Genomic DNA, 25,245 nt, shown 5'->3' with positions numbered 1-25,245 from the left:
CCTGGTCGGCGATCGAGCGGGTGATCGCCTGCCGGATCCACCAGGTCGCATAGGTCGAGAACTTGTAGCCGCGCCGGTATTCGAACTTGTCGACCGCCTTCATGAGGCCGATATTGCCCTCCTGGATCAGGTCCAGGAACTGCAGGCCGCGGTTCGTGTATTTCTTGGCGATCGAGATCACGAGGCGCAAATTGGCCTCGATCATCTCCTTCTTGGCCTGACGGGCCTCGCGCTCGCCCTTCTGGACCATGTGGACGATCTTGCGGAATTCCTGGATCTCCAGGCCCGTCTCGCTCGCCAGCGTGTGGATCTGCTCGCGCAGATTGTGGATCTGGTCCTTGCCGTTCGCGACGAATTCGCGCCAGCCCCGGCCGCCGAGCTTGGAGACGCGCAGCACCCATTTCGGGTCGAGCTCGGCCCCCTGGTAGTGCTGGAGGAACTGGTCGCGCGGCACGCCGTGGCTCTCGGCGAGGCGCATCAGCCGGCCCTCGTGCGAGATCAGCTTCTTGTTGATGTCGTAGAGCTGCTCGACCAGCGCCTCGATCCGGTTGCCGTTGAGCGAGAGGGACTTCACGTCGATGATGACGTCGTCCTTCAGCTTCTTGTGCTTGCGGTCCTGGGCCGGGCTGAGCTGCCGGTTCTGGAGGCGCTGCTCCACGTGCTCGACCTGGAGGCGGCGCAGCTTCTTGTAGTTCTCGGCGATGTTGTTGAACGTCTCGAGCACGCGCGGCTTGATCTCGGCCTCCATGGCCGAGAGCGAGACGTTGTTCTCCATGTCCTCCTCGTCGCCCTCGCCGCCTTCCGGCAGCGCGGCGGCCTCGGGCTCGGCCTCCCCTTCGCCCTCGCCCTCCGATTCGGGGGCGTTCTTGCCGTCCGGCCCGGCATAGGTCGCCTCGAGGTCGATGATGTCGCGCAGGAGGACGCGGCCCTCCTCCAGCTCGTCGCGCCAGATGATGATGGCCTGGAAGGTCAGCGGGCTCTCGCAGAGCCCCGCGATCATCGCCTCGCGGCCGGCCTCGATGCGCTTGGCGATGGCGATCTCGCCCTCGCGCGAGAGCAGCTCGACCGAGCCCATCTCGCGCAGATACATGCGGACCGGATCGTCCGTGCGGTCGGCCGGCTCCCGCGCGGGGGCCTCGGGCCGGAGCGCGACGGCGCGGGCCGGGGCGGCCTCCGCCACCTCGGTCGACTCGGCCTCCTCCTCCTCGGAATTCTCTTCCTTCTGGCGGTCCTCGGCCTCTTCCGATTCGACGAGGTTGATTCCCATCTCCGAGAGCATCGACATGATGTCCTCGATCTTGTCGGGATCGACCTGGTCGGAAGGGAGGACCTCGTTCAGTTCCTCCACGGTGACGTAGCCGCGCTTCTTGGCGGCGCGAATCATCCGGCGCACGCCCTGGTCGGACAGGTCCAGAAGCGGCCCGTCGGTCGTGGTCTCGGCCGTCGCTTCGCCTTCGTCGCGTTCGGTCGTCTTGGTCGCCATACGCCCTGCCCTCAACCGGCGCCGGGCCCGACCGGTTCCGGTCCTGGCGCTCACGCCGTCAAATAGGTTCGGGGCAGCGAGGCCCTTGCGGCCTGCCACCCTGTTCGCCTCAATCCCTTAATCGGCGATCGCGGTCGATCAACCGTTAACCATGCTCATGCGCCGTCTCGAACCGGCGCCGCTCCGGTCGATCCGAAGGAAGTGTGGCCGTTCGGCCTCAGGTCCGGCCCGGCTCGGCATCCTGCCCTTCGAGCGAAAGCAACTCCTCCCTGACCTGACGAAGCCAGATCAGCGTCGCCTCGCTCGGATCCTCGGCAAAAGCCCTTTCGGCGGCCTGCATCTCGCTATGTAGCGTTCTCGCCTTTCTTTGCAAGGTCAGGGCCTGTCCCAGCGCCCCTTCCAGGCGGAGCGGATCGGCAGCCGCCTCCAGCATCCAGCGGTCCCCGGCGCGGACGCGGCTCCGCAGGCGCTCGATCGCCGGGGCCAGCCCCGCCCGCTCGGCCCGCGCGGCGAGGATCGAGGACTCGGCCGGCTCGCCGTGGAGAACCGATTCGACCAGGAGCCCGCGCAGGGCCTGCGCCTGCGGATCGACGAAGTCGAGGGTGGCGACGGCATCGGGATCGCCGTGCAGCAATTCGGGATGGGCGAGGAGCGCCGTCACGATCAGCGCCTCGCGGGGGGGCGCCGCGCTCTGCGCGGCGAAGCGCGCGACGGCGGGGCTCACGGCGACGGGCCGGCCAAGATAGCCGGTCGCAGGCCCCTCGGACCGCCCCTGCGGACGCCACGCACCGCCATTCCCGCGCCCCGACCCGGCCCGGCCCCGGCTTCTCAGCCGCTCCTCGATCTCGTCGCGATAGAAGCGCCGCAGGGTCTCGTCGCGGATGGTCGCCACGGCCTCGCGCAGCCGGGCCGCCACCGCCGCCTTGCGCTCGGGCGTATCGGCGCGGGCGCCCTCCCAGCCCTGGCTCCAGAGCATCTCCACCAGCGGACGCGCGCCCGCAAGCACCGCCTCGACCGCCGCCCGGCCGCCCCTGCGGGCGAGGTCGTCGGGGTCCTGCCCCGGCGGCAGCGTCGCGAAGCGCAGCGTCTTTCCGGGCGACAGGTGCGGAAGGGCGAGCGCCATGGCGCGACCCGCGGCCCGCAATCCCGCCGAATCGCCGTCGAAGCAGAGGATCGGCTCGTCCGCCATGCGCCAGAGGAGAGCGAGCTGGTCCTCCGTCAGCGCCGTGCCGAGCGGGGCGACCGCATGGCGGATGCCGGCCTGGGCCAGCGCGATCACGTCGACATAGCCCTCCACCGCGACGACGGTGCCGGTCTCGCGCGCGGCGGCGCGGGCGCGATGGTGGTTGTAGAGGAGCCGCCCCTTGCTGAAGAGCGGCGTCTCCGGAGAGTTCAGGTATTTCGCCGGCACCTCGGCGCTCATCGCCCGGCCGCCGAAGGCGACGACGCGGCCCCGCGCATCCTCGATCGGGAACATGATGCGGTCGCGGAAGCGGTCATAGGGCACCGCGACCTCCTCGCCCGCGACGAGGAGGCCGGCCTCGATCATCGCCTCCGCGCTCACGTCCTTGCCGGCGAGATGGTCGCGCAGCGCGAAGCGCTCGGCCGTCGCGTAGCCGAGCCGGAAGCCGGCCTGCATCTCCTCCCCGATTTCGCGGCGCGCCAGATAGTCGCGCGCGCCCCGGCCGGCATTCTTCTGGAGATTCGCCTCGAAGAAGGCGGCGGCGAGATCCATGACCTCGCCGAGCGAGCGGCGGCGGTTTTCCTGCTCAACCGCCTCGGGCGTCGTGCGCGGCAATTCGACCCCCGCCTCGGCGGCGAGCCGCTCGACCGCCTCCGGGAAGGAGAGCCCCTCCGTCTCCATCAGGAAATTGAAGATGTCGCCGTCCTTGCCGGCCGAGAAATCGAAATAGCGCTGCTTCTGGTCGTTGGCGTAGAAGGAAGGCGTCTTCTCGGCATTGAAGGGCGAGAGGCCGCGCCATTCCCGCCCGGCCTTCTTCAGCCGCACCTTGCGCCCGACCACGGCCGAGACCGGCAGCCGGGCGCGGATTTCCTCGAGGATGTGAGGCGGATAGCGCACGGGGCGGCTTCAAGGCTGGTATGGGAGCACGGGCTCGCCCCCGGAGGATCACGGAACGAACGATGAATCTATCCCGTCTCGCGCCCACTTTCCACAGGCGGGCCGCCCTCGCCCTCGTGCTGCTCCTCCCGGCGGCGGCCTGCGCGCCCTCCTATCCGCCGATGGCCCAATCCGTCCGGGGGGATGCGGAGTTCAAGGCGCGACTCGCCCTCGCCCATCCGCCCGGCTCCCCGGCCGCGCCGCTCCGCGCGCGGCTCGCCGCCGAGGGATTCGAGCTGATCGCGGACCCGGCTGCGCGGCGCTTCTCCGCCGTCGAGGCGCCGCCCAACCTTCCCTGCTTTTCGGTCACCCGCATCGACTGGACCGAGGATGCGCGCGGCCGGATCGTCGAGATCCAGGCAGCGCGCCATTCCTGCTCCTGAGCCTCAGGCGGAGAGGCGCGCCTTCACCAGGGCGCTCGCCTTGCCGAAATCCATGCGCCCGGCATGTTCTGCACGCAGGGCTGCCACGACCTTGCCCATGTCCTTCATGGAAGCCGCGCCCGTCGCGGCGATGGCCGCCTCGATCGCGGCCTTCATCTCCTCCTCGCCAAGCTGGCGCGGCATGAAGCCCTCGATGACCGCGACCTCCGCCCGTTCCGCATCGGCCAGCTCGGGACGTGCGTTCTGGTCGTAGATCGCGATGGATTCCTGGCGCTGCTTCAGCATCTTCTGGAGAAGCCCGAGGATCTCGTCCTCGCCGAGCGGGCCCTTGTCGGCGCCGCGCGCTTCGATGTCGCGATCCTTGAGCGCGGCCTGGATCAGCCGGATGGCGGCGACCTTGGTCTTCTCGCCGCTTTTCATCGCGGCCTTCAGCTCGTCCGTGAAACGCTCGCGCAGAGCCATGTCCCGATCCCCGATGTGCTGTGTCCCACGTCCCGGACGCCGGTTTCGTTGACGCGCGCCGGCCGCGCTCCTAGATACCGCGGCGTGAAAGCCGGCGTGCAGGACGGACCGCGAGACGCGGCCCGGCGCGCTTAACCCGGATCATCGCCATGTCGCAACAGAAGACGCCCCACGCGGATGCGGGCGGCTGGGTCGAGCCGCGGCCGACGGCTCTCCTCGTCCTCCAGGACGGGACGGTCATCGAGGGCGCCGGCATCGGCGCCGTCGGCGAGGCGTCCGGCGAGGTCTGCTTCAACACCTCGATGACGGGCTACCAGGAAATCCTGACCGATCCCTCCTATGCCGGCCAGATCGTCACCTTCACCTTCCCGCATATCGGCAATGTCGGCACGAACGAGGAGGATGTCGAGACGGTCGAGATCGACGAGGCGGAGGGGGTGCGCGGCGTCGTCCTCGCCGCGACGATCACAGAGCCCGCGAGCTGGCGCGCGACGCGCTCGCTCGATTCGTGGCTGCGCGCCCGCGGGCTCATCGGCATTGCCGGGGTAGATACCCGCGCCCTCACGGCGCTCATTCGCGAGAAGGGCATGCCCAATGCCGTGATCGCGCATGACCCGGCGGGCCTCTTCGACCTCGAGGCGCTGAAGGCCGAGGCGGCGGGCCTGCCCGCGATGGAGGGCCTCGACCTCGTCCCCATGGTCACCCGCGACCACCAGGGCGGCTGGACCGAGACCGCCTGGCAACTCGGCCGCGGCTACGGCAAGCCGGACGGCTCGCGCTTCCACGTCGTCGCCATCGATTACGGCGTGAAGCGCAACATCCTGCGCCTTCTCACCGAGGCCGGCTGCCGCGTCACCGTCGTCCCCGCGACGACGACCGCCGCCGAGATCCTCGCGCTCGAGCCGGACGGCATCTTCCTCTCGAACGGCCCGGGCGACCCGGCCGCGACCGGCGCCTATGCCGTCCCCGTCATCCGCGAATTGCTGGAGAAGAAGCTGCCGACCTTCGGCATCTGCCTCGGCCACCAGCTCATGAGCCTCGCCCTCGGCGCCAAGACCGTGAAGATGCGCCAGGGCCATCATGGGGCGAACCATCCCGTGCGCGACAACACCACGGGGAAGGTCGAGATCGTCTCGATGAATCACGGCTTCGCCGTCGATCCCGCGAGCCTGCCCGACTATGCCGAGCAGACGCATGTCTCGCTCTTCGACGGCACCAATTGCGGCATCGCCCTGAAGGACCGCCCGGCCTTCTCGGTCCAGTACCACCCGGAGGCGTCGCCCGGGCCGCGCGACAGCCACTATTTGTTCGACCGCTTCATCGGCCTGATGGAGCACCGCAACGCGAATGCGGCAAAATAGTTCCGCCCGCGTCGAAATTGCCCGATTCGCGCCTCACCGGCGCCAGCGTTAACGGCTTTATGGCGGCTGCAGAGGCAAACAGGCCCCGCAGGATGGAGGTTTTCCGAGATGATACGCGAGGCGGTTCGGCGCGAGGCTGGTCCCGATGCGTTCGGGCGGCTGCACGGCCACTTCGTCCGCCATTTCGCCATGGCGGTGATCTTCGCCTGGGCCTTCGCGGCCTTCGCCGCGACGCAGGCGCCGTGGACGCGCAACCTGCGCGGCCTGATCGATCCGGCAGCCCGGCCCGAGAGCACCCCCGCCTTCCTTTTCGGCCTGCCGATGCTCCTCGCGGTCGGCTGGGTGACGGTCTATCTCGGCGCCGACGTCTTCCGCCGCGCCGCGATCGCGCGTCACCCGGCGGTCGAATTCGGGGTTGCGGCGCTGGCCGTCCTTCTCGTCTTCGTGATGTCGGTCCAGCGCGGCGTCGCCGCGATCCTGGTCGCCTCCTGAGCCGCGGGGACCGTTCGCCCGGATGAGTTGGCGCGAGGACCGCCCCGCGGAAGGGCATCGCCCCGCGGATGTGCCGATCTATATCAACGATCGGCACAGGACGCTGCATTTCGCCGGCATCGCACGCGACCTCGCGGCCTATCTGCCGCGCGAGAACGCGGTCATGCTCGATTACGGCTGCGGCGAGGCTCTCTGCGCAGACCGCCTCGCAGCGCGTTGCGCCAAGCTCTATCTTTGCGAGGGGTCTCCCAATCAGCGCACACGCCTCGCCGCCCGCTTCGCGGCCGAGCCGAAGATCGCGGTGATCGCGCCCGAGGATGCCGAGGCCCTGCCCGATCACGAACTCGATCTCGTCGCGGTCACCTCGCTCCTCACCCATATCCCGATGGAGGAATTGGACGAGTTGCTCGGCCTCTGGCATTCGAAGCTGAGAGAGGACGGCCGCCTCGTCCTCGCCGGGGTCGTCCCACACGAGACGAACCCCCTCGCCGAAGCCGCCGCCTTGCTGCGCTTCGCCGGGTCCGGCGGGTTCCTGGCCGCCGCCCTTGCGAGCCTCGCCCGCGACGTCCTGTCCGGCCGGGCCGAGCATCGGGAAGAGGAAGCGCCGGCCCGCTACGACGAGCCGGAAATGCTCGCCCTCCTCCGCGACCGCGGCTTCGAGGGCAGGCGCGCCGAGAGGAATCTCGGCCACGACCAGACGCGCATGACCTTCGTGGCGAACCCCGTCTGACGGGCGGGGCGGTGGCTCACCCCGCCCGCAGGCGCGCGAATCCCGCATCGAGGTCGCGCTTGAGATCCTCGAGATCCTCGAGCCCGATATGAAAGCGCAAGGCCGGCCCCTCGGCTTCCCAGCGCGTCGCGGTGCGGTAGGAGACCGGGTCGAAGGGCAGGACAAGGCTCTCGAACCCGCCCCAGGAGGCCCCCATCCCGAACAGCTCGAGTCCGTCGAGCATCGCGGCCAGGGCGGCGGGGCTCGCATGCTTCAGGATCACCGTGAAGAGGCCCGAGGCGCCGGTGAAGTCGCGCTTCCAGACGGCATGGCCGGGATCGGTCTCCAGAGCCGGATGGAGGACGCGCGAGACCTCGGGCCGCCCCGCCAGCCAGCGCGCCATGTCGAGTCCCTGCTTCTCGTGCTCGCGCAGCCGCAAGGCCATGGTGCGCAGGCCCCTGAGGCCGAGGAAGACGTCCTCCGGCCCCGCGCACATGGCGAAGGCGTCGAAGGTGGCGCGCAGGCGCTTCGCCCAATCCGCATTGGCGGAGGTGAGGCCGAGCAGGAGATCCGAGCCGCCGGAGAGATATTTCGTACCGGCCTCGATGCAGATGTCGACGCCGCGCGCATGGGGCGGGAAGAAGAGCGGCGTCGCCCAGGTATTGTCCATCATCACGCAGGCGCCGCGCGCATGCGCCGCCTCGGCGATGGCGGGGATATCCTGCATCTCGAAGGTCTGGGAGCCCGGCGCCTCGGTGAAGACGACGCTCGTGCTCGGCCGCATCAGATCGGCGATGCCCGCCCCGACGAGCGGATCGTAGTAGGTGGTCTCGACGCCGAAGCGCTTGAGCATGCCGTCGCAGAAGATGCGGGTCGGCCGATAGACCGAATCGGTGACGAGGATGTGGTCGCCCGCCTTCACCGCGCTCATGAGCGCGATGGTGACGGCGGCGAGCCCAGAAGGAGTCAGCACGGTCGTCTCCGCCCCGGCGAGGTCGCTCCAGGCCCGCTCCAACGAGCGGATCGTGGGCGTGCCGTGCGTGCCGTAGGTGAAGGGCGCGCGCCGGTGCAGGAAATCGTCCGTGTTCGGATAGAGGACGGTCGAGCCGCGATAGATCGGCGTGTTGACGAAGCCGTACTGGTCGAAGGGATCGCGCCCGGCATGGACGAGCCGCGTGCGCTCGCCGTAGCGGCCGAGATGGCTGGAAGGCTTCTGGGGCATTCGAAAGGTGGTTCCTGCGGCGCCGACCGGACGGGCGCCTTGTTGTCCCGCCCGCGCCGCTCCGGTCAAGCGGGCCCGGCGACGACCTCGGTATCCTGCCGCGAGCCCCATTCGGCCCATGAGCCGTCATAGAGCGCGGGCGCCGGGCGGCCGGTGCGCTCGATGGCGAGGAGCAGGATCGCCGCCGTCACCCCCGAGCCGCAGGTGGTCACGAGAGGCCGGGAAGGGTCCACCCCCGCCGCCCTCATCGCCGCCTCGATCGCCTCGGGCTCGGCGAGGCGGCCGTCCTTGACCAGGGCGCCGTAATGCAGGTTGAGGGCGCCCGGCATATGGCCCGAGCGCATGCCCGGACGGGGCTCCGGCTCTTCAGCGGAGAAGCGGGCGGCCGAGCGGGCGTCGAGGACCTGGGCGGAGCCGGTCGCCAGCACCTCGCGCAGATCGGCGAGGGAGAGAACGGCCTCCTCGTCGTATTCCGCCAGGAACTGCGCCGTCTCGCGGGGATCCGGCTCGCCGGCCTCGACCGGATAGCCGGCGGCGCGCCAGGCGGGAAAGCCGCCGTCGAGCACGGCGACCTGCCGCGCGCCGAAGGTGCGGAAGGTCCAGGCGACGCGCGGGGAGGCGAAGATGCCGGCCCCGTCATAGGCGACCACCATATGCTCGTCGGAAATGCCCATCTGCCCGACCGCGGCAGCGAATTCGTCGGGCTCGGGCAGCATGTGCGGCAGCGGCGAGGTCCTGTCCTTGACGGCGTCGATATCGAACCGGATCGCGCCGGGGATGTGGGCCGCGCGGAACTCGGCATCGGCATCGCGGTTCGCGGCCGGCAGGTAGTAGGAGCCGTCGAGGACGACGATGCTCGGATCGCCGAGGCGCTCGAAGAGCCAGGCCGGAGTGACCAGGTCGATCTTGCTCATGTGCGATCCCTGTTGCCGATGCGCGCTGCGTTCCGACATCGAGGCCGCAGCGTCAAGCCGGGGCCTGGCCACCCTCCCCCCGCTTGCGGTGGGGAGGGTGGAGCAGGCGGCAACGCCTCAGCCGAGCCTGATCCGCACGCGCCGGTTCTGCTTGCCCTTCTTCTCGATCTCCGTGACGGCGACCGCCCCGATCTCGCTTGTGCGCGCGACATGGGTGCCGCCGCAGGGCTGGAGATCGATCCCCTCGATCTCCACCAGCCGCACGCGGCCGGAGCCCCGCGGCGGCTGGACGGACATCGTCTTGACGAGGCCCGGATTGGCATCCAGCTCCTCGTCGGTGATCCAGCGCGTCGAGACCGCCGCGTCGCGGGCGACGAGGGCCTGGAGCTTCTCCGTGAGGTCGGCCTTGTCGAGCCCGGCCTCGCGAATGTCGAAATCGAGCCGCCCCTCCCCCTCGCCGATCGCCCCGCCCGTGACCGGATAGGGCAGGACGACGCTGAGGAGATGCAAGGCGGTGTGGATGCGCATGCGCGGCCAGCGCTTCTCCCAGTCGAGCCGGACGCTCACCGGCTCACCGGGCTCGGGGCGCGGCTCGGCCGCGTTCGCCGGGACGTGCACGATGGCCGCGCGGTCCGGCCCGTAGACGGCGCCCGCGATCGCGATTTCGCTGCCGTCCCGGCGCAGGATGGTGCCGGCGTCGCCGGGCTGGCCCCCGCCCTGGGCGTAGAGAACCGTGCGGTCGAGCACGATCCCGCCCTCGGGCGTGACCGCCGCGACCACCGCCTCGCATTCCCTGAGATAGGCGTCCTCGCGGAACAGCGGCTCGGTCATCGCCTCACCCCGGATAGGCCACGACCTTCTGGCGCTGCTCGCCGAGCCCGTCGATGCCGAGCGCCATGGTGTCGCCGGCCTTCAGGAACCGCGGCGGCTTGAAGCCGAGGCCGACGCCGGGGGGCGTGCCCGTCGTGATGACGTCGCCGGGCTCGAGCAGCATGAAATGCGAGGTGTAGGAGACGATCTTGCGCACGTCGAAGATCATGGTCCGGGTCGAGCCGTTCTGCACGCGCTCGCCGTTCACCTCGAGCCACATGCCCAGATCCTGCACGTCCGAGATCTCGTCGGGCGTGACGAGCCAGGGGCCGAGCGGCCCGAAGGTCGGGCAGCCCTTGCCCTTCATCCACTGGCCGCCGCGCTCGATCTGCCATTCGCGCTCGGACACGTCGTTGCAGACGCAGAAGCCGGCGACATAATCCAGCGCGTCGTTGGCATGGACGTAGCTCGCCTTCTTCCCGATCACGATGGCAAGCTCGACCTCCCAGTCCGACTTCCGGGAGCCCTTGGGGATCACGACGTCGTCGTTCGGGCCCACGATGCAGGAGGGGGCCTTGTTGAAGAGGATCGGCTCGGCCGGAATCGGCGAGCCCGTCTCGGCCGCGTGATCGGCATAGTTGAGGCCGACCGCGATGAAGTTGCGCACGCGCGAGACCGGCGCGCCGAGGCGCGTGCCCTCCGCCACCTTGGGCAGCAATTCGAGATCGAGCTTCGCTACCTCGGCGAGCCCGCCCGCCGCGAGGAAGGCGCCGTCGATGTCCCTGACGGTCGCGGAAAGGTCGCGAATCGCCCCGGCCTTGTCGACAATGCCGGGCTTCTCCTCCCCCGCCTGACCGTAACGCACCAGCCTCATCGTCTTCCTCCCTGGGAGCACGCCCTGTCTTGAGCCGATCCGGCCGGGCATCGCAAGTCCGCTTCCGCGCCGGACGCTGTGGCTTCCCCGCAACGGGCCCGATCCAAGCTCGGATTTCCGCCGGATTCGTCTCTCCGCGAGGCCCGATGTGACCTTGGCGATATTGTGGCGGACGAGAATCGGGAGGCAGACTGCCGCAAATCGGGTGAATGAAGCACCTTCGGGGGGATCGATGAAGAAGAGACCGGCCCGGTCGCTGATCCTGGCAGGCCTTTCCGCCGCCGCGCTCGGCGCCTCCTCCGCGGCATGGGCCGGCGGCTTCGCCCTGCACGAGCAGGGCGCGACGGGCCAGGGCATGTCCTTCGCGGGCGTGGCCTCGGGCTCGGGCGGGCTGTCCTCCATGTACTGGAACCCGGCCACCATCACGATGAATCCGGGCTTCCAGAGCTACAGCTCCGTCTCCCTGATCAATCTCGACGCGAAGATCACGCCCTATCCCGGACCCGGGACGCCGACCTACGCCTTCGGCCCGTCCGGCCAGCTCGGCGAGTTCGGCGCCGTTCCGGCAAGTTCCTTCTCCTACCAGCTCAGCGACACGGTCTGGCTCGGCATGACCATGAACGCCCCCTTCGGGCTCGTGACCAAGCCGAACTATTCCTGGGCCGGACAGGTCTATGGCCGGACCTCGAAGATCTTCTCGGCCAATTTCAATCCGATCGTCGGCATCAAGGTCACCGACTGGCTGTCCGTCGCCGCCGGGCCGGCCATCGAATATATCGACGTGAAGCTGCGCCGGTCCGCGCCCTTCGCCGGCGCGCCGCTCCAGACGGCGGTGCTGCCCAACGCGCCGAGCGCGACCCTGCGCGGCGACGATGTCGGCGTCGGCTACACGCTGGGCGCGACGATCACGCCCATGGACGGGACCGTCATCGGCATCGGCTATCGCTCCTCCATCAGCCACGGCCTCAAGGGCAGCATCATCAGCCCGACCATCCCGCTGCCGGGCAACAAGGTCCTCATCCGCTCGAGCCTCAACACGCCCGACCTCCTCACCATCGGCCTGACCCAGGCCGTCACGCCGGATTTCCGGGTCAATATCGGCTACGAATTCGCCAATTGGAGCCGGATCGGCACGATCGCCCAGGTCGCCTATGGCGGCCCCCTCCTCGGCCCGATCAACAATCTCTCGCTGCGCTACAAGGACGGCCATTTCCTCTCGGTCGGCGGGGAATATGACTGGAGCCCGCAATGGACCTTCCGCGCCGGCCTCGCCTATGAATGGTCGCCGATCTCGGACTCGGTCCGCTCGGTGGCCGTGCCCGATGCGAACCGCGTCTGGGCCTCGATCGGCGCCAGCTACCGCTTCAGCGACAAGATCACCATCGACCTCGCCTATTCGCATGTCTTCGTGAAGAACGGCCCCATCCGCATCAATCCGGGCGATCCCGACTACGCCGGCCTTCCCTTCAACGCCGTCACCAAGGGCCAGGTCGACATCGTCAGCGCCGCCCTGCGCTACCGCTGGGACGATCCGGCCCGCCCGGCCCCCGCGGCGGTCGTTGCCAAGTACTGATCGCGAGGGCAGCCACTCCCGCTTCTCCCCGTCGAAAATGGGGAGAAGTCGAGTTGCTCGTCCGAGCGACCGGATGAGGAGCAAGGGACACGCGCCACTGCCGGGTGCCCGCCCCTCGCCCGGTCGGCTGACGCCGACTCGACCCTCGGGTCGGAGCCCGAGGGCATGCCCTGCAAGCCAACGCCATCTGCGATCGCCCTGGTGAAACGGGGAAGGAGGACGATGCGAAGCCCGGTGGAGGGGGCGCCCTGCGCGCTACGACTTCACCAGCACATAGGTGCCGGGCGCCTCGCCGAGCGCCGGCAGGCCGCCCGAGCCTGGGACGCGGCCGGCACCGGGCGCATCCGCCGCCACGCGCTCGGGCGCCTGGCTCTCGATCCACCGGAACCAATAGGGCCACCAGGACCCCTCGTGCTGCTGGGCCCGGCCCAGCCAATCCTCGAAGGATTCCTCGGGGTCGAGCGAGCCGGTGCGGAAACCGTATTTCGCCTTCGAGGGCGGGTTCACGACGCCCGCGATATGTCCCGACCCCGCCACCACGTAGTCGACCGGCCCGCCGAACTTCTTGCAGCCGAGATGGACCGACTTGGCGGGAGCGATATGGTCCTCGCGCGTCGCGAGGCTGAAGACCGGGATCTTCACCTGGCCGAGATCGAGGCGGGTCTCGTCCAGGACCATCTCGCCCCGGGCGAGCTTGTTCTCGAGATAGCAGTTGCGCAGGTAATAGGAATGGTTCGCGGCCGGCAGCCGGGTCGCATCCGAGTTCCAGTAGAGAAGGTCGAAGGGGAACGGTGCCTGCCCCTTGAGATAGACGTTCACCACATAGGGCCAGATCAGGTCGTTCGGCCGCAGCATGTTGAAGGCCTGAGCCATGCGCGCGCCTTCGAGATAGCCGCGCGTCTTCATGATCGCCTCGACCGCCTCGACCTGCGCCTCGTCGATGAAGACCTTGAGATCGCCCGCATGGGTGAAGTCGACCTGGGTCGTGAAGAAGGTCGCGCTCTCGATGCGGTCGTCGCCCTTGGCCGCCAGATAGGCGAGCGTCGCCGCGAGCATCGTGCCGCCCACGCAATAGCCGATCGCGCCGACCTTGCGCTCGCCCGTCGCCTTCTCGACCGCGCCGAGGGCGGCGAGGACGCCCTCCTTCATGTAGTCCTCGAAGCCCTTCCCGGCCTGGCGCTCGTCGGGATTGACCCAGGAGATGCAGAAGACCGTCAGCCCCTGCGCGACGCACCAGGCGATGAAGCTCTTCTGCGGGTTGAGGTCGAGGATGTAGAACTTGTTGATCCAGGGCGGCACGATCAGGAGCGGGCGCTTCAGCACCGTCTCGGTCGCCGGGGAATATTGCAGAAGCTCGATCAGGTCGTTGCGGAAAACCACCTTTCCGGGCGTGACGGCGATGTTCTCCCCGACCTTGAACTTCGCGTAATCCGACTGGCGGATCCTCAGCTCGCCGCCGCCCGCCTCGACATCCTCCGCCAGCATCTGCATCCCGCGCACGAGATTCGCGCCGTTCTCGCGGATCGTCTCGCGCAGCAATTCGGGATTCGTCGCCACGAAGTTCGAGGGGGACAGGGCGGAGGTGATCTGCCGGACATAGAAGGCGGCCTTGGCGCGGGTATGCGGGTCGAGGCCCTGCGCCTCGTGCACCATGGCGTCCGCCCAATGGGAGGTGGCGAGATAAGCCTCCTTCAGGAAATCGAAGCCCGGATTGCGGGACCATTCGGGATCGGCGAAGCGCTTGTCCGCCGCGGCCGGCGCCTCCGCCTCGCCCTGCATGCGCCGCATCGCGCTCGACCACAGGTCGAGATAGCGCATGCCGAGGCGCATCTGCGCGTCGAAGGCTTTTTTCGGATCGGTCATCCAGCTCTCGGCCACCGTCCCGATGGTCTTGAGCATGTCGGCCATCTCGTCGTTGAGGCCGGGGGTCTTGTCGCGCTCCTGGTAGGGACGCAGGAAGGCCGCATTGGCCTTCTGGGCCGCCTCCACATATTGCGCCATGTTGCGCGCCATGGCCTCGAAGTCGGGACCGGGCACCCCTCCCTTGGATTCGGCGTCCTTCGAACGCGTCTCGCCCATCGCTCGCTCCCTCGCCGGACCTCTGCGGGCTCACCCAAACGATATCTTGACCATGCCCCGGCCATATTGTCACGGGAGAGAACATTTGCCGGGCGTGGCCCGGCGCTCAAGGTTTCCGATGCCGCCTTCCGCCTCCGCTATGCTTTGCCTTTCCCTCGTCGTCGCTGTCGCGCTGGGCGGCTGCGCGGGCAATCCCGCCCGGGACCTGGCCGTGGCGGCGGGCGTGACGGGCGGCGAGCCCAAGCCGCCGCCCGACTTCGTCTCCCGCACGCGCCGGACGGACATGGACTATATCCCGGTCGGCACCTCGGCGCCGAAGCGTGCCTACCGGGTGAAAACGCCGCAGGAAGTGAAGAGCGCCGAATCGGACCTCGAAGGCCGCCGGGCCGCCCAGTAGCGCCGGACGGCCGCAGGGCCGCCTTCGGCAAAAGACAACCGGACCGCAAGGTGCTAGAGCCCCGGCGGCCCCCTCAGATCGAAGTGCCAGGACCATGAGCCCCATGGACGAGTTCCACCGCATCAAGCGCCTTCCTCCCTATGTCTTCGAGGAGGTCAACCGCGCCAAGGCCAAGGCCCGGGCCGGGGGCGCCGACATCGTCGATCTCGGCATGGGCAATCCCGATCTCGCGGCCCCGCCCCATGTCGTCGCCAAGCTCTGCGAGACGGCGGGCAAGCCGCGGACCGACCGCTATTCCGCCTCCAAGGGCATCGGCGGCCTGCGGCGCGCCCAGGCCGCCTATTACGCGCGCCGCTTCGGCGTGAAGCTGAACCCGGACACGCAGGTCGTCGCCACGCTCGGCTCCAAGGAGGGCTTCGCCAACATGGCGCAGGCCATCACGGCGCCCGGCGACGTCGTGCTCGTGCCGAACCCTTCCTATCCCATCCACGCCTTCGGCTTCCTGATGGCGGGCGGCACGATCCGCTCCGTCCCGGCCGAGCCCACGCCCGCCTTCTTCGCCCACCTCGAGCGCGCGGTCGTGCATTCGATCCCCAAGCCCATCGCGGTGGTCGTCTGCTATCCCGCGAACCCGACCGCCTACGTGGCCGATCTCGATTTCTACCGCGACCTCGTCGCCTTCGCGAAGAAGCACGAGCTGATCGTCCTGTCGGACCTCGCCTATTCGGAAGTCTATTTCGACGGCGCGCCGCCGCCCTCGCTCCTCCAGGTGCCGGGCGCGATGGATGTCGCGGTCGAGTTCACCTCCATGTCGAAGACCTTCTCCATGGCGGGCTGGCGGATGGGCTTCGCGGTCGGCAACGAGCGGCTCCTCGCGGCCTTGGCGCGGGTGAAGTCCTATCTCGACTACGGCGCCTTCACGCCGGTTCAGGTCGCGGCGACGGCGGCGCTGAACGGCCCGCAGGATTGCATCGAGGAGATGCGCCGGACCTACAGGAAGCGCCGGGACGTGCTCGTCGAGAGCTTCGGCAAGGCCGGCTGGCAGATCCCCTCCCCCTCCGCCTCGATGTTCGCCTGGGTGCCGATCCCCGAGCGCTTCAAGCCGCTCGGCTCGCTCGCCTTCTCGAAGCTGCTGATCGAGAAGGCGGATGTCGCGGTCGCCCCCGGCATCGGCTTCGGCGAGCACGGCGACGATTTCGTGCGCGTCGCCCTGGTCGAGAACGAGCAGCGCATCCGGCAGGCCGCCCGCGGCATCCGCAAGTTCTTCGACAATGCCGAGCGGACCCTCCACAACGTCGTGCCGATGGCGAAGGCCGGATAGCGCACCGATTCGCCGCCCCCGCTGACCGGAGGGATCGATGGGCTTCTTCGACGGCTTCACGCTCGAAACCCTCCAGCTCTCCGAAGGCCCGGTCCGGCTGCGCCGGGGCGGAAGCGGGCCTCCGCTCCTGCTGCTGCACGGCAATCCGCAGACGCATGCGATGTGGCATCTCGTGGCGCCGCGGCTCGCCCGGCGCTTCTCGGTCATCTGCCCGGACCTGCGCGGCTATGGCGGCTCCCACAAGCCGGCGGCCAGCGCCGACCACGCGCCCTACGCCAAGACGCGGATGGCGGCCGAGCTTGCCGAGCTGATGACGCGGCTCGGCCATGAGCGCTTCCAGGTCGGCAGCCACGACCGGGGCGCGCGCGTGGCGCACCGGCTCGCCCTCGATCACCCGGACAGAGTCGAGCGGCTCGCCGTGCTCGACATCGTGCCGACCCTCGAGCATTTCGAGCGGACGGACATGGCCTTCGCGCTGGGCTATTATCACTGGTTCTGGCTGGCCCAGCCCCACCCTTTCCCCGAGAACCTGATCAACGCCGCGCCCGAGATCTGGTGGGGCGCCCATACCTCGCGCGAGCCCAAGCCGCCGGGCTTCTTCCATCCCGAGGCGCTGGCCGACTACCTCGCGGCGGCGCACGATCCGGCCGCGATCACCGGCATGTGCGAGGATTACCGCGCCGCCGCGACGATCGACCTCGTCCACGACCGGGAGAGCCGCGCCGCCGGCCGCAAGCTGCGCTGCCCCCTCCTGGCTTTGTGGGGCGCCAAGGGAAAGATCGGCGGCTGGTACGATCCGCCTGCCCTGTGGCGCGCCTATTCCTCTGCCGAGGTGCTCGGCCATCCGGTCGCCTCCGGCCATTACCTCGCCGAAGAGGCGCCGGACGAGGTCCTGGCGGCGTTCGAGGGCTTCTTCCGCGGCTGATCAGGCCGCGGCCCGCTCCAGCCCGTCCAGGGCCTGATCCAGGTCGCCGATCAGGTCCGCCTCGGCCTCGAGCCCGACCGAGAGGCGCAGCAGGCCCTCGCCGATGCCGGCCTCGCGGCGCTCCTCGGGCGTCATCGCCGCATGGGTCATCGTCGTCGGATGGGCGATGAGGCTTTCCACCCCGCCGAGCGACTCGGCCAGGTTGAAGATCCGCACGGCGCCCACGACCCGGCGCACCGCCCCGACGCCGCCCCGCAACTCGAAGCTGAGCATCGCCCCGAACCCCTTCTGCTGGGCCCGCGCCAGCGCATGGCCGGGATGGGAGGGCAATCCCGGATAATGCACTGCCGCGACCGCCGGATGCCGGGCGAGGAATGCGGCGATCGCCCCGGCGGTGGCCTGCTGGCGCTCCATCCGGGGAAAGAGGGTCCGCACGCCGCGCAAGGTCAGATGGGCGTCGAAGGGGGAGCTGGTCACGCCCACGATATTGGCCCAGGCCGCGAGTTCGACGACATCCTCCTCCCGCGCCGCGATCACCGCCCCGCCGACCACGTCGGAATGGCCGTTGAGGTATTTGGTGGTCGAGTGGATGACGAAATCGGCCCCGTGCGCGATCGGCTGCTGGAGGGCGGGAGACAGGAAGGTGCTGTCCACCGCGAGCCGCGCCCCCACCGCCTTCGCGCGCCGCGACATGGCGGCGAGGTCGACGATGCGCATCAGGGGATTGCTCGGGCTCTCGACGAGGACGAGCGCGGGTTTCTCGGCGAAAGCCGCCGCGAGGGCCGCCTCGTCCCCCTGGTCGACGAAGATCGCCCGCAGATGCGAGCGGGCATGCCGCTCGGCCAGGAGGCGGCGCGTGCCGCCGTAGCAATCGTGCGGAACGATCACCGTATCGTCCGGACGCAGGAGGGACAGGACGAGATCGACCGCCGCCATCCCGGAGGAGACAACTACAGCCCCCGCGCCCCCTTCCAGCTTGGCGAGCGTCTCCGCGAGGAGCGCGCGGGAGGGATTGTCGGTGCGCGAATAGTCGAAGCGGCGCTTCCCCTCGAACCCGTCGAAGGTGAAAGTCGTCGACAGGTAGAGGGGAGGCGTGACGGCGCCGAAAGCGGTGTCGCTCCCGATGCCGTTGCTCGCCGCGATGGTTTCCGGTGCCTTGTTCGTCGTCATGATCTCAGTCGCGATTTGAAGCGACTGCTCTGGCGCATCTGCCCGAGGAGTTCAACGCTCCGCGATGACCGGCAGCTCGGAGAATTGATGGAAGGGCGGGGGCGAGGACAAAGTCCATTCGAGCGTCGTCGCGCCCTCGCCCCAGGGATTGTCGGCCGCCCTCTCCTTGCGGATGAAGGCGTCGACGACGCCCCAGACGAAGACGACAAGGCCCGAGGCGAACAGGTAGGCGCCGAGAGAGGAAACGAAGTTCCAGCCCGCGAAGGCGTCCGGGTAATCGGCATAGCGCCGCGGCATGCCCGCGAGGCCGAGGAAATGCTGCGGGAAGAAGAGGATGTTCGCCCCGATGAACGAGATCCAGAAGTGGATGATGCCGAACTTCTCCCGGATCACATAGCCGGTGATCTTCGGGAACCAGTAGTAGACGCCACCGAAGATCATGAAGACGGCGCCGAGCGACAGCACGTAGTGGAAATGCGCCACGACGTAATAGGTGTCGTGCATGTAGCGGTCGATGCCGGCATTGGCCAGGACGACGCCCGTCACGCCGCCGATCGTGAACAGCATGATGAAGCCGAGCGCCCATTGCATCGGCGCGGTGAAGCGGATCGAGCCGCCCCACATGGTCGCGAGCCACGAGAAGATCTTCACGCCCGTCGGCACGGCAATGACCATGCTGGCGAAGACGAAATAAGCCTGCGTCTGGAGCGAGAGCCCGACCGTGAACATGTGGTGCGCCCACACGACCGTGCCGACGACGCCGATCGCCACCATCGCATAGGCCATGCCGAGATAGCCGAAGATCGGCTTCTTCGAGAAGGTCGAGATGATGTGGCTGACGATGCCGAAGGCCGGCAGGATCATGATGTAGACTTCGGGATGGCCGAAGAACCAGAAGAGGTGCTGGTAGAGCACCGGGTCGCCGCCGCCGGCCGGGTCGAAGAAGGTGGTGCCGAAATTGCGGTCCGTCAGCAGCATGGTGATGGCGCCGGCCAGCACCGGCAGCGTGATCAGCAGCATGAAGGCCGTGACCAGCATCGCCCAGGCGAAGAGCGGCATCTTGTGCATCGTCATGCCGGGGGCGCGCATGTTCAGGATCGTGGTGATGAAGTTGATCGCGCCGAGGATCGAGGAGATGCCGGCGAGGTGCAGCGCCAGGATGCCGAAATCGAGCGCGGGTCCCGGATGGCCCGAAACCGCGAGCGGCGGATAGACCGTCCAGCCGCCCCCGAAGCCGTCGGCGCCCGGCGCGCCCTCGAAGAAGAGCGAGATCAGAAACAGCCCGAAAGCCGCGACGAGGAGCCAGAATGAAATGTTGTTGAGGCGCGGGAAGGCCATGTCCGGCGCGCCGATCATCAGCGGCACGAACCAGTTGCCGAAGCCGCCGATCTGGGCCGGCATCAGGACGAAGAAGATCATGATCAGGCCGTGGCCGGTCACGATGACGTTGTAGGCCTGCGGGTTGGAGAAGATCTGGAGGCCGGGCTCCTGAAGCTCCATGCGCATCAGGATCGAGAAGCTCGCCCCGAGAAGGCCGGCGAAGAACGAGAACAGGAGATAGAGGGTCCCGATATCCTTGTGATTGGTCGAGAAGAGCCAGCGGCGCCAGAAGGTCGGGACATGCCCGTGCTCGTGCCTTCCCTCCTCCAGGACGTGGTCCATTTGTCCGGCCTCCCGAGTTCCGCTCGAATGCCGGGACCGTCTCGCCTTGTGCGCCGAGCGTAGGGAAGGCGGGGCGCTCCCCGCTCTGAACATGCGTCAAAAATGCATCTTATGCCCTCGCCACCGAAAAGCAATATAGATGATGCATCTTTAAAGGAGGGCGCCGTGCGCCTGACCGTCCATGAGGCGATCCGTATCGGCGACCTGCCCTTCGCGAGGTTGCCGTCATGACGCCGATGAATGCCATTCCTCCCGCCTCGCCGGCGGAGGTCGAGTTCCTGGACGGCGCGTTCCATATCGCCGCCGAGGCGATCGCCCCGGGGCTCGGCGTCCCGGCGGAGACGGTGCCGGCGCTCCTGCGGGCGGGCGAGATCACGAGCCTCTGCGAGAAGGGGCTCGACGAGGATGCGGGCAGCTACCGGCTCACCTTCTTCCACGGCAATCGCCGCCTGCGGCTCATGGTGGACGAGCGCGGCCGCATCTTCCGCCGCGGCCTGATCGATTTCGGCGACCAGCCGCTCCCGCCCGCCGCGCGGCGATCCGGCGGCTGAGAGACCAGGGCGCCCCTCACGGCGGCCCGGGCACGTCCCGCAGCGAGCGGTGCCATTCGGCGATGAAATGGCGCCGCTTGGCCCGGTCCTGGACGAACATCGCCTCGGCCCCGACCTCGATCGGCCTGAGGAGAGCGGAGGAGGTGAGCGTCGCCGGCCCGTCCACCCCGGCCGGCAGCGGGCCGTCGAAGCTGAAGAAGAAGGAGGCTTCGGCCGCCTGGGACTGCCCACGGGCGGAGAGCAGATAGGCCAGGAAGGCGAAGGCCGCGCCGGGATTGGCGGCATGGCGGGGAACGAGGGCGGCGCGGCTGAGAACCACGGTGAAGTCGCGCGGGACGACGATCGCGAGCGGCGCCCCCTTGCGAAGAGCCGCGACGGCATAGGAGCCGAGCAGGTTGTAGCCGATGGCGAGGCGGCCGGCGGCGAGATCGGCCAGAAGATCGGCCGTGCAGCAGCTCGTGGAGACGTGCAGGCGCGCCAGGGCCTCCAGCAGCCGGCCATAGACGGTGGTGGCGCGCGCATCGTGGAGCGCGAACAGATAGCCGATGCCCGACCTCTCGATGTCGTAGATGCCGACCCGCCCGGAATAGGCGTCCGGCCTCGCCCGCAGGAGGTCGATCAGCCCGGCGCGGGTCCGCTTGATGTCCTTCGGGGGAACGATGTCCCGGTTGTAGACGATCACGCCGGGTTCGAAGGTGAAGCCGAAGACCTCCTCGCGCCAATGCGTCCAGCGGGGCAGCGTCGAGACGACGGAAGCCGGCGCCGCCATGGCGCAGCCGTCATTGGCGAGCCGGACGAGCTGGTCGGTCGAGGAGGACATCAGGAGATCGGCGGAGCTGGATTTCCCTCTGCATTCTGCCTGGGCGCGGGCGAAGAGATCGACGGTCTGGTCCTCCGCATATTCGATGGCGACATCCGGGCGCAGCGACTGGAAATCCTCGATCAGCGGCTTCATCGCCTCGAGATCGGTGGCCGCATGGAGGCGCAGGGTCCCGCCCGGCGCGCCCGCCTCCTTCGCCGGAAAGAGCGTCGTGTCCGCCTGCAGGGGGGCGCCGGCGAGATGAAGCGCGAGCCCGGCCACGGCGAAGCGAAAGAGACCGGCCCTCATGGCCTCACCTCGGAGACAGATCGCGGATCGGCGAGCGGCAGGCAGATGACGACGGCGAAGCCGAGCGGGCGGCGCTCGAGATCGAGGCTCCCGCCATGGGCGCGCACCACGTCGTTCACGATCGCGAGGCCGAGGCCGGATCCCTTCTCGCTCTTCGAGGAGAAAGGCTGCTTCGCCTTTTCCCACTCGGCCTCGGGGATGCCGGGACCGTCATCGACGACCGCCACCCTTGCCTGCGTACCCTCGACCGACAGCTCGACCTCCAGCGCGGAGCGGGCGCCGTGCGCGAGCGCGTTGTGAAGCAGGTTGGAGAGCGCCTCGCGCAGGCTGACCTCGTCGCCCCGCACGAAGATCGGGCCGGGCGGGGCGTCCAGCCCGATCGCCACGTCGCGGTCGAGCGAGGCCGGGACCGCATTCAGAAGGACGTCGCGCGCCAGGCGGGAGAGGTCGACCCGCGTCACCGGAGCGGCCTCCGCCCGGTGGATGACCATGGCGTGGTTGAGGAGCTGGTTCGTCAGGCGGCCGAGCTGGGCCGTCCGCTCCCGCACGCGCCGCTCGTGCTGCCCGCGATGAGCCTCGTCGGCATTGGCGAGCATGTCCACCTGCGAGGCGAGGGCCGTCAGCGGGGTGCGGATCTGATGGGCGGCATCCGCGATGAAGCGCTCCATGAGGCGGATGCGGCGGGACAGGCGGTCCATGAAGAAGTTGATGGCGCCGACGAGCGTCGCGATCTCCTGCGGCGTCTCCACCTCCAGCGGCGCAAGGTCCTTCGGATCGCGCCCCTGGAGCGTGCGCTCGATGGCCCGCAGCGGCGCCAGGGCCAGCCGCACGGCGAGAAGCACCCCCAGGAAGGCGAGCGCCATCATCGCCGCGAGCAGCCAGAGGGCCTTCGCGGCGAGATCTTCGGCAAGCGCGGTGCGCGCCCGGCGCGTCTGCGCGACGAGCACCTGCGCCCAGCCGGGCTCGGCGGCATCGGTGAGGAAGCGGCCGACCGCGGCGAGCCGGATCGGCATGTCGAGATAGCGGCCGTCTCCCACCACCGGAGAAGCCCGGACGGGCACGGGCCGGCCGCGGATTCCGGGCAGGTCCGCATATCCGGTCAGGACCGCGCCGCCCGCATCGGTGATCTTGTAGAAGATGCTGTCATGGGGAGCGAGGGCCAGCGTCTCGAAGGCCGAGGAGGGAGGGTCGACCCCCACCACGCCGTCATGGACCGACAGGCTCTCGGCCATCTGGAGCGCCGCGCCAATCAGAAGCCTGTCATAGGCATCGTCCGCGGCACGGCGGGCGTGGTAGCGGGCGGCCGTCGCGAGCGCCGCCGCCGCGAGCCCCATGACGACGCTCAGGATGGCGATCGTGCGCCAGTACAGCGACCGCCGCCCTGCCAGCCACTCCGTCACGGGCCGACCATCTGATAGCCCAGCCCGCGCAGGGTCCTGATCTCCGCCTTCGCGCCGGCCAGCTTCCGGCGGAGCCGCGCGACATATTGCTCGACCGCGTTGGGGCTCGGAGCGTCCCCGAAACCGAAGAGACGGTCGACCAGCTCGTCCTTGCCGAAGATCCGGCCGGGCCGGGTCGCGAGGATCTCCAGCAGCGTGAACTCCCTCCGGGTGAGGTCCACCGGCTGGCCCGCCACGAAGACGACGCGGGCCCGCCGGTCGATCGTGAGATCGCCGCAGGAGAGCCGGTCGGTCGCCTCGCCCGCGCTCCGCCGCAGGAGCGCGCGCACCCGCGCCTCCAGCTCCCGGTAGTCGAAGGGCTTCACGATATAGTCGTCGGCGCCGACATCGAGCGCGCAGACCCGGTCGTCCACCGCCGTGCGGGCCGTCAGCATCAGGACCGGGGTCTTGTCGTTGCGCTCGCGCAGATGCCTCAGGATGGCGAGGCCGTCGAGCTTCGGGAGCAGGATATCCAGGACCACGAGGTCGTAAGCCTGCACGGACAGGACGTCGTCGGCCACCTGGCCGTCCGTCTCCCAGTCGACGGCATGGCCGAGCCGCCCGAGGCTCGCGGCGATCGCCTCACCGATGTCGAGCGTGTCTTCAACGAGCAGGATTCGCAAGGAGCACCCCGGCCGGCCGCCGCATCGCCGTCTCTCGCCTTTCCGCCCGGAAGGCTAAAGCCGCCGCCTCTCCCCGCCAAGGGGCGGCGGAGACAGGTTGGCGTCAGTTTCGGGGTCTAGGGGGCAAGAAGGAGCGTGGCCCGAATCCGGCCCGCTCCCGCCAAGAACACCGACCGCCCGAGCGGCCGCCCAAGGGAGGGACGACCATGACAGCCCCGGACAATGCCGCCCTGGAGGCGGCCACGATGCGGAAGGTGGGGCTTCGGCTCATTCCCTTCCTCGTGCTCTGCTACTTCATCGCCTATGTCGATCGCGTGAATGTCGGCTTCGCCGCGCTCACGATGAACAAGGACCTCGGCCTGTCGGCGACGGCCTTCGGCGTCGGCAGCGGCCTCTTCTTCGTCGCCTATGTGATCTTCGAGGTTCCGAGCAACCTCGCCCTGGAGAAGGTCGGCGCCCGCTTCTGGATCGCCCGGATCATGATCACCTGGGGGCTCGTCGGCGTCGGCACGGCCTTCGTGACGGGCGCGGTCTCCTTCTCGATCGCCCGGTTTCTCCTCGGCGCGGCGGAGGCCGGCTTCTTCCCCGGCGTCATCCTCTACCTGACCTACTGGTTCCCCAAGAAGTACAGGGCCCGCATCGTCGCCATGTTCATGGTCGCGATCCCGCTCTCGAGCTTCTTCGGCTCGCCCATCTCCGCGGCGCTGCTGACGCTCGACGGGGCGGGGAGCCTGCGCGGCTGGCAATGGCTGCTGATCCTCGAGGCGATCCCGGCCATCCTGCTCGGCATCGCGACGCTGGTTGTGCTGCCGAGCAAGCCCGCGGAAGCCAAGTTCCTGACCCCGGAGCAGAAGGGCTGGCTCGAAGGGCGCCTCGAGATGGAGCGCCAGGCCGCCTCCGCCGGCCATTCGGGCCACGGCTCGATCTGGTCCGTCCTCACCAGCAAGCACGTCTGGCTCCTGGCGGTGATCTATGCCGGCAGCTCCGCCACCAGCAACACGCTCTCGCTCTGGATGCCGCAGATCCTCAAGAGCTTCGGCCTCACCAACGTCCAGACGGGGCTGCTCAACATGATCCCCTTCGGCATCGCGTCGGTCTTCATGATCTTCTGGGGGCTGCGGGCCGACAAGAGCGGCGAGCGGATCTGGAGCACGGCCTTGCCGCTGGCGCTGACGGCGACGAGCTTCGCCCTCACCCTCACCACCAGCTCGCTTTCGGTGACGCTCTTCCTGCTCTCGCTGGTCCTGCTCGGCAACTATGCGATCAAGGGGCCGTTCTTCGCCCTGGCGACGGAGATCCTGCCGCCCGCCTCGGCGGCGGCAGGCATCGCGGCGATCAACACGCTCGCGCATCTGGGCACCGGCGCGGTGACCTCGCTCATCGGCACGCTCCGCCACCAGACGGGGAGCTTCCCGCTCGCCCTTCTGCCGCTGTGCTTCCTCACCGCCACCGGCGCATGCCTCGTGCTCTGGATCGGGCGCGAGCAATCCCGGCAGAAGCAGGCCGGCGACGCGGCAGCCCCGGCCCGATAGGGCACGCGGCAGCAACAGCCCGGACCATGCCGGCAT

General features: G+C 69.1%; 23 protein-coding genes. 10 read left to right on the top strand and 13 right to left on the bottom strand.

The window, feature by feature from the left end:
- A partial coding sequence (locus tag PKD06_RS11980; protein ID WP_324380415.1) for a sigma-70 family RNA polymerase sigma factor occupies positions 1 to 1,483 on the bottom strand: 1,483 nt, incomplete at its 3' end.
- A gap of 217 nt (positions 1,484 to 1,700) precedes the next feature.
- Entirely contained in the window at positions 1,701 to 3,563 is a 1,863-nt protein-coding gene (gene dnaG, locus PKD06_RS11975; protein ID WP_324380414.1) for a DNA primase, read from the bottom strand.
- A 62-nt stretch (positions 3,564 to 3,625) separates the two neighbouring features.
- On the opposite strand from dnaG, the gene PKD06_RS11970 reads away from it, so the two are divergent.
- A complete protein-coding gene (locus PKD06_RS11970) occupies positions 3,626 to 3,985 on the top strand; it encodes a hypothetical protein (protein WP_324380413.1) in 360 nt (119 codons plus the stop codon).
- Positions 3,986 to 3,988: 3 nt separating this feature from the next.
- On the opposite strand, the gene PKD06_RS11965 is transcribed toward PKD06_RS11970, so the two are convergent.
- On the bottom strand, positions 3,989 to 4,447 hold the full coding sequence (locus PKD06_RS11965; protein WP_324380412.1) for a GatB/YqeY domain-containing protein: 459 nt from the start codon (positions 4,445 to 4,447) through the stop codon (positions 3,989 to 3,991).
- A 149-nt stretch (positions 4,448 to 4,596) separates the two neighbouring features.
- Between PKD06_RS11965 and carA the strand changes: the two genes are divergently transcribed.
- The 3 genes from carA to PKD06_RS11950 all read left to right on the top strand — a co-directional run bounded on the left by carA (position 4,597) and on the right by PKD06_RS11950 (position 7,030).
- A complete protein-coding gene (carA, locus tag PKD06_RS11960; protein WP_324380411.1) occupies positions 4,597 to 5,808 on the top strand; it encodes a glutamine-hydrolyzing carbamoyl-phosphate synthase small subunit in 1,212 nt (403 codons plus the stop codon).
- A gap of 108 nt (positions 5,809 to 5,916) precedes the next feature.
- The gene (locus PKD06_RS11955) at positions 5,917 to 6,300 is read left to right on the top strand and encodes a hypothetical protein (RefSeq protein WP_324380410.1); all 384 of its coding nucleotides are present in this window, start codon (positions 5,917 to 5,919) and stop codon (positions 6,298 to 6,300) included.
- A 22-nt stretch (positions 6,301 to 6,322) separates the two neighbouring features.
- Complete coding sequence (locus PKD06_RS11950) at positions 6,323 to 7,030, top strand: class I SAM-dependent methyltransferase (RefSeq protein ID WP_324380409.1); 708 nt, start codon at positions 6,323 to 6,325, stop codon at positions 7,028 to 7,030.
- Positions 7,031 to 7,046: 16 nt separating this feature from the next.
- Here PKD06_RS11950 and metC read toward each other — a convergent pair whose 3' ends face one another.
- From metC to PKD06_RS11930, 4 genes are all read right to left on the bottom strand, one after another.
- Positions 7,047 to 8,231 (bottom strand): cystathionine beta-lyase, encoded by a 1,185-nt coding sequence (gene metC, locus PKD06_RS11945; RefSeq protein WP_324380408.1) that lies wholly within the window; start codon positions 8,229 to 8,231, stop codon positions 7,047 to 7,049.
- A gap of 65 nt (positions 8,232 to 8,296) precedes the next feature.
- A complete protein-coding gene (gene sseA, locus PKD06_RS11940) occupies positions 8,297 to 9,145 on the bottom strand; it encodes a 3-mercaptopyruvate sulfurtransferase (protein WP_324380407.1) in 849 nt (282 codons plus the stop codon).
- Positions 9,146 to 9,262: 117 nt separating this feature from the next.
- Positions 9,263 to 9,976 (bottom strand): alanyl-tRNA editing protein, encoded by a 714-nt coding sequence (locus PKD06_RS11935; RefSeq protein WP_324380406.1) that lies wholly within the window; start codon positions 9,974 to 9,976, stop codon positions 9,263 to 9,265.
- Between the two features lie 4 nt (positions 9,977 to 9,980).
- On the bottom strand, positions 9,981 to 10,829 hold the full coding sequence (locus tag PKD06_RS11930) for a fumarylacetoacetate hydrolase family protein (protein WP_324380405.1): 849 nt from the start codon (positions 10,827 to 10,829) through the stop codon (positions 9,981 to 9,983).
- Positions 10,830 to 11,061: 232 nt separating this feature from the next.
- On the opposite strand from PKD06_RS11930, the gene PKD06_RS11925 reads away from it, so the two are divergent.
- Entirely contained in the window at positions 11,062 to 12,402 is a 1,341-nt protein-coding gene (locus PKD06_RS11925) for an outer membrane protein transport protein (protein WP_324380404.1), read from the top strand.
- Between the two features lie 255 nt (positions 12,403 to 12,657).
- Here PKD06_RS11925 and phaC read toward each other — a convergent pair whose 3' ends face one another.
- Positions 12,658 to 14,481, bottom strand: a complete 1,824-nt coding sequence (gene phaC, locus PKD06_RS11920) for a class I poly(R)-hydroxyalkanoic acid synthase (RefSeq protein ID WP_324380403.1) — start codon at positions 14,479 to 14,481, stop codon at positions 12,658 to 12,660.
- Positions 14,482 to 14,620: 139 nt separating this feature from the next.
- Here phaC and PKD06_RS11915 point away from each other — a divergent pair, with 139 nt between their 5' ends.
- The 3 genes from PKD06_RS11915 (at position 14,621) to PKD06_RS11905 (ending at position 17,124) form a co-directional block, all read left to right on the top strand.
- Entirely contained in the window at positions 14,621 to 14,878 is a 258-nt protein-coding gene (locus PKD06_RS11915; protein WP_324380402.1) for a hypothetical protein, read from the top strand.
- Between the two features lie 103 nt (positions 14,879 to 14,981).
- Positions 14,982 to 16,199, top strand: a complete 1,218-nt coding sequence (locus PKD06_RS11910; protein ID WP_324380416.1) for an LL-diaminopimelate aminotransferase — start codon at positions 14,982 to 14,984, stop codon at positions 16,197 to 16,199.
- A 37-nt stretch (positions 16,200 to 16,236) separates the two neighbouring features.
- A complete protein-coding gene (locus tag PKD06_RS11905) occupies positions 16,237 to 17,124 on the top strand; it encodes an alpha/beta hydrolase (protein WP_324380401.1) in 888 nt (295 codons plus the stop codon).
- Here the strand turns inward: PKD06_RS11905 and metB are convergent, their stop codons facing one another.
- Together metB and ctaD are read right to left on the bottom strand one after the other, a co-directional pair.
- Entirely contained in the window at positions 17,125 to 18,294 is a 1,170-nt protein-coding gene (gene metB / locus PKD06_RS11900; RefSeq protein ID WP_324380400.1) for a cystathionine gamma-synthase, read from the bottom strand.
- Between the two features lie 51 nt (positions 18,295 to 18,345).
- Complete coding sequence (ctaD, locus tag PKD06_RS11895) at positions 18,346 to 19,956, bottom strand: cytochrome c oxidase subunit I (RefSeq protein ID WP_324380399.1); 1,611 nt, start codon at positions 19,954 to 19,956, stop codon at positions 18,346 to 18,348.
- Positions 19,957 to 20,183: 227 nt separating this feature from the next.
- On the opposite strand from ctaD, the gene PKD06_RS11890 reads away from it, so the two are divergent.
- Positions 20,184 to 20,507, top strand: coding sequence for a DUF6522 family protein (locus tag PKD06_RS11890; RefSeq protein WP_324380398.1), 324 nt, complete (start codon positions 20,184 to 20,186; stop codon positions 20,505 to 20,507).
- Positions 20,508 to 20,523: 16 nt separating this feature from the next.
- Here PKD06_RS11890 and PKD06_RS11885 read toward each other — a convergent pair whose 3' ends face one another.
- The 3 genes from PKD06_RS11885 to PKD06_RS11875 are packed head-to-tail and all read right to left on the bottom strand — an operon-like array spanning position 20,524 to position 23,677.
- Positions 20,524 to 21,615, bottom strand: a complete 1,092-nt coding sequence (locus tag PKD06_RS11885; protein WP_324380397.1) for an ABC transporter substrate-binding protein — start codon at positions 21,613 to 21,615, stop codon at positions 20,524 to 20,526.
- The gene (locus PKD06_RS11880; protein WP_324380396.1) at positions 21,612 to 23,015 is read right to left on the bottom strand and encodes a sensor histidine kinase; all 1,404 of its coding nucleotides are present in this window, start codon (positions 23,013 to 23,015) and stop codon (positions 21,612 to 21,614) included. Before PKD06_RS11880 ends, PKD06_RS11885 begins: the two co-directional genes overlap by 4 nt.
- Entirely contained in the window at positions 23,012 to 23,677 is a 666-nt protein-coding gene (locus tag PKD06_RS11875; protein ID WP_324380395.1) for a response regulator transcription factor, read from the bottom strand. Before PKD06_RS11875 ends, PKD06_RS11880 begins: the two co-directional genes overlap by 4 nt.
- 206 nt (positions 23,678 to 23,883) lie before the next feature.
- Here PKD06_RS11875 and PKD06_RS11870 point away from each other — a divergent pair, with 206 nt between their 5' ends.
- A complete protein-coding gene (locus PKD06_RS11870) occupies positions 23,884 to 25,209 on the top strand; it encodes an MFS transporter (protein WP_324380394.1) in 1,326 nt (441 codons plus the stop codon).
- Positions 25,210 to 25,245: the final 36 nt, after the last annotated feature.

Source organism: Enterovirga sp. (assembly GCF_035325185.1).
Taxonomy (GTDB): Bacteria; Pseudomonadota; Alphaproteobacteria; order Rhizobiales; family Beijerinckiaceae; genus Enterovirga.
Note: the sequence above shows the minus strand (reverse complement) of the source record. Positions and strands in the feature narration are given on the sequence as shown.

Bases quoted from the DNA above. Each gene is read 5' to 3' on its own strand.
- PKD06_RS11910 (WP_324380416.1), top strand. From the start codon at position 14,982: ATGGACGAGTTCCACCGCATCAAGCGCCTTCCTCCCTATGTCTTCGAG.
- ctaD (WP_324380399.1), bottom strand. From the start codon at position 19,956: ATGGACCACGTCCTGGAGGAGGGAAGGCACGAGCACGGGCATGTCCCG.
- PKD06_RS11905 (WP_324380401.1), top strand. From the start codon at position 16,237: ATGGGCTTCTTCGACGGCTTCACGCTCGAAACCCTCCAGCTCTCCGAA.
- PKD06_RS11885 (WP_324380397.1), bottom strand. From the start codon at position 21,615: ATGAGGGCCGGTCTCTTTCGCTTCGCCGTGGCCGGGCTCGCGCTTCAT.
- PKD06_RS11965 (WP_324380412.1), bottom strand. From the start codon at position 4,447: ATGGCTCTGCGCGAGCGTTTCACGGACGAGCTGAAGGCCGCGATGAAA.
- phaC (WP_324380403.1), bottom strand. From the start codon at position 14,481: ATGGGCGAGACGCGTTCGAAGGACGCCGAATCCAAGGGAGGGGTGCCC.
- PKD06_RS11915 (WP_324380402.1), top strand. From the start codon at position 14,621: ATGCTTTGCCTTTCCCTCGTCGTCGCTGTCGCGCTGGGCGGCTGCGCG.
- PKD06_RS11870 (WP_324380394.1), top strand. From the start codon at position 23,884: ATGACAGCCCCGGACAATGCCGCCCTGGAGGCGGCCACGATGCGGAAG.
- PKD06_RS11950 (WP_324380409.1), top strand. From the start codon at position 6,323: ATGAGTTGGCGCGAGGACCGCCCCGCGGAAGGGCATCGCCCCGCGGAT.
- PKD06_RS11955 (WP_324380410.1), top strand. From the start codon at position 5,917: ATGATACGCGAGGCGGTTCGGCGCGAGGCTGGTCCCGATGCGTTCGGG.
- carA (WP_324380411.1), top strand. From the start codon at position 4,597: ATGTCGCAACAGAAGACGCCCCACGCGGATGCGGGCGGCTGGGTCGAG.
- PKD06_RS11930 (WP_324380405.1), bottom strand. From the start codon at position 10,829: ATGAGGCTGGTGCGTTACGGTCAGGCGGGGGAGGAGAAGCCCGGCATT.
- PKD06_RS11890 (WP_324380398.1), top strand. From the start codon at position 20,184: ATGACGCCGATGAATGCCATTCCTCCCGCCTCGCCGGCGGAGGTCGAG.
- metC (WP_324380408.1), bottom strand. From the start codon at position 8,231: ATGCCCCAGAAGCCTTCCAGCCATCTCGGCCGCTACGGCGAGCGCACG.
- PKD06_RS11935 (WP_324380406.1), bottom strand. From the start codon at position 9,976: ATGACCGAGCCGCTGTTCCGCGAGGACGCCTATCTCAGGGAATGCGAG.
- PKD06_RS11970 (WP_324380413.1), top strand. From the start codon at position 3,626: ATGAATCTATCCCGTCTCGCGCCCACTTTCCACAGGCGGGCCGCCCTC.
- metB (WP_324380400.1), bottom strand. From the start codon at position 18,294: ATGACGACGAACAAGGCACCGGAAACCATCGCGGCGAGCAACGGCATC.
- sseA (WP_324380407.1), bottom strand. From the start codon at position 9,145: ATGAGCAAGATCGACCTGGTCACTCCGGCCTGGCTCTTCGAGCGCCTC.
- PKD06_RS11925 (WP_324380404.1), top strand. From the start codon at position 11,062: ATGAAGAAGAGACCGGCCCGGTCGCTGATCCTGGCAGGCCTTTCCGCC.